This is a genomic window from Falsiroseomonas sp. E2-1-a20 (genome assembly GCF_051433195.1).
Taxonomy (GTDB): domain Bacteria; phylum Pseudomonadota; class Alphaproteobacteria; order Acetobacterales; family Acetobacteraceae; genus Falsiroseomonas.
Genome location: NZ_JBHMFT010000123.1, coordinates 1 through 2824, shown reverse-complemented (window position 1 = coordinate 2824; position 2824 = coordinate 1). Strand labels below are relative to the sequence as shown.

The window sequence follows — 2824 nt, the reverse complement described above, 5'->3', positions numbered from 1 at the left end:
TGCCGCCTATGCGACGGGTCATATCGGCAGCCCGCGGGTGATGGCCATCACCGGCCTGCGCAGCCTCTACGGCATCATGACGGCACTGACGCAGCGCGACCTCAGGCTGCCCGTCAGGCAAAGCTCGGTCGGGCTTGGCCGCGACGACCGCGACCTGCTGTGGGAGAATATGAGCCGTCGCGAGGATCCCGCCCTCATGGCCGAGGACGCCGAGTATCACCATCGCCTGGCGCCGCCGCCCGGGCCGGAGCTGGAGGCGGCTTGGCCCTCGGAGGTGCCGAGCGACGCCAGCAGCCTGGCGGCCCTGGACAGTGTCGCGGCCGCCTTGGATGCCGACGTCACGCAGCAGCTGGCGCGGGCGGATCGAGCCGCGGCGGCTGCTGCCGGCCCATCAGTACGGGCATGCGGTTGTGGTAGACCTCCATCCGGCGCTGGCACCTGAGACGATCATGGTGCAGCTCAGCACTTCCTCCGCCGCGGCCGGGTCGCGCCAGCGGTCCCAAAGGCCGGCAAGCGCCAGCACGGGCGCACCGTCCGCGGCGGTGAACAGGTGCGGCTGGCGGACCTTCTTCCCGCCGGTCCGTTCGTAGAAGCCGGACGCCGGGGTGATGCAGCGGCGGCGCTTCAAGTCGTCGCGGAACATCGGCGTCTCCGCCACCGTCTCGGCGCGGGCGTTGAAGGTCGAAGGCACCTTCTTCGCGAACTTCTTCCACCAAGTCGCCGGCTGAAGGCGCGAATTTGGCAGGCGCAGGGCAGCCTAACCTCCTGGTCGCAAGCGTGGCGTAGGCCCATCCACACCGCAGCGTGCCGCGGCCCTGCCGGGTGGAAGGCCGGCACCCCACCCATTTCGTGGCTTCGGCACTGTCTCCGACACCGCGCATGCGGGCTGCGCCCGGTCCGTCTTTGGAATGCGGGAGCTTGCGCTGCCCGTCCCGCAAGTCGCACATTTGAGGCGTGGAGGAGGAGGCACCCGCCCGTGGTAGCCCGCCCGGAGACGCGCTACGCCCGCAGCGGAGGGGTCTGCGTAGCCTATCAAGTGGTTGGCCGGGGACCGGTCGACCTCGTCTACGTCCCCGGCTTCATCAATAACCTCGACCTGCAGTGGGAAAGCCCGGGCTACGCGCGCCTGCTCGCCCGCCTCGCCGCATTCTCCCGCCTGATCGTGTTCGACAAGCGCGGTACCGGTCTCTCCGACCCAGTCGCCGAAGTCCCGACGCTCGAGCAGCGTATGGACGACGTACGCGCCGTCATGGACGCCGCCGGCTCGGGCCGCGCGGTCGTCCTCGGCGCCTCGGAGGGCGGCGCCATGGCCGCATTGTTCGCCGCCACCCACCCGGCGAGGACCCGTGCCCTCGTGCTCTACGGCGCATACGCGCGCTTCTGCCCCGACGTGGTGCCGGCCGAGCGGGTGGAGGCCTTCCTCGCCCAGATTGACGCGCGATGGGGCACCGGCTTGCTGCTGCGCTACTTCGCCCCGGCCCTGGTCGCCGACCCCGCCACCAGTGCCTGGTGGGCGCGCCATGAGCGGCTCGGCGCCAGTCCCGCGATGGCGGCGCAGCTCGTGCGGATGAACGCTGTCATTGACGTCCGTGCGGCTTTGCCGGCCATCCGTGTCCCGACGCTTGTCCTTCACCGTGCCGGGGACACACGCACCCCGCTCGCCGCCGGACGGCTTCTTGCGGAGCAAATTCCGGGTGCGCGCCTGGTCGAGGTGCCGGGTACGGAGCACCCGATCTGGCTCGGCGACGTCGAGCGCGTCGCGGACGAGGTGGAGGCCTTCGTCACTGGCGCCCATCCCGCCGCACCCGCTGGCGGCCCCGAGCGTGTGCTGGCGAGCGTGCTGGCCGCGGAGGTCGGAGGGGCGGACCGTGCCGCCGGGCGTGCGGGCGACACGGTGTGGGGCAGCCGGCTCGCCGCCTTCCGCGCGGCGGCCGAGGAGATGCGGCAACGCTTCGGCGGGCGGCCCCTCGGTGGCCCGGAGGCCGTGCGCGGAGACGGCGCGCTGCTTGCGCTGTTCGACGGCCCGGCCCGCGCGGTGCGCTGCGCCGCCGCGCTACGGGACGAGGCGGAGCGGCTGCTGGACGGGGGCGCCGGCTGCGGCCTGCGCTGTGGCGTGCACGTCGGCGAGGTCGCCCTGTCTGCCGCGGAGGGTGTGGCCGAGGCTGGCACCTCGGTTGCAGGCGACGGAGCGACGGGCGCTACCGGTGGCGTGGCCGTGCACGCGGCGGTGCGGATCGCCGCGCTCGCCAAAGTGGGCGAGGTGCTGGTCTCCGGCACCGTGCGCGACCTCGTCGCCGGCTCAGGGCTGCGCTTCCGGGAGCGGCCGCAGCGGCTGCCACTGGGCGCCGAGGTGGGCGGGGCGCGGCTGCCGCTGCTCTCCCTGGCCGGGGACGATCTGCAGGAGCGGCTAGGTGCGACAGCGCGGGCGCTCACCGCCGGGGGCGCGTCCGCTTCCGCTCCGGTCGGCGCGGGACTGCCGCTGCCCGCGGGCCTTGCGGAACTAAGCCCGCGCGAGCGCGAGGTGCTGAGGCTGATGACGCGTGGGCTGAGCAACCCGGCCATCGCCGCGACCCTCGGGGTGAGCGAGCACACGGTAAAGCGGCAGGCAGCCAACGTCCTGCTCAAGCTCGCCCTGCCGAGCCGTGCTGCCGCCGCGGCTCTGGCCGCCCGCGCCGGCCTCACCTGACAGGCAGCCCGCCGGTTGGACCGCCCCGATCGGGCGATGCACGCGCAGGCCCGAGCGGGTCACACGCTCGGCCAGGGCAGGCCCTAGTGCACTGACTCAAACGGAAGGTGCAGGGAGTCTGGCCAGTTTGCCGAGGAT

General features: G+C 73.1%; 3 protein-coding genes. 2 read left to right on the top strand and 1 reads right to left on the bottom strand.

The window, feature by feature from the left end; genetic code table 11:
* Positions 1-442 (top strand): hypothetical protein (locus ACFHPP_RS30770; protein ID WP_437167032.1); only part of this gene is annotated, 442 nt, incomplete at its 5' end.
* On the opposite strand, the gene ACFHPP_RS30765 is transcribed toward ACFHPP_RS30770, so the two are convergent.
* Complete coding sequence (locus ACFHPP_RS30765) at positions 392-691, bottom strand: SOS response-associated peptidase (RefSeq protein WP_437167031.1); 300 nt, start codon at positions 689-691, stop codon at positions 392-394. The genes ACFHPP_RS30770 and ACFHPP_RS30765 overlap by 51 nt on opposite strands.
* A 285-nt stretch (positions 692-976) precedes the next feature.
* Here ACFHPP_RS30765 and ACFHPP_RS30760 point away from each other — a divergent pair, with 285 nt between their 5' ends.
* Positions 977-2686 carry an alpha/beta fold hydrolase gene (locus ACFHPP_RS30760; protein WP_437167030.1) on the top strand — a complete coding sequence of 570 codons (1710 nt, stop codon included), beginning with the start codon at positions 977-979 and terminating at the stop codon, positions 2684-2686.
* The last annotated feature ends 138 nt before the right edge of the window (positions 2687-2824 follow it).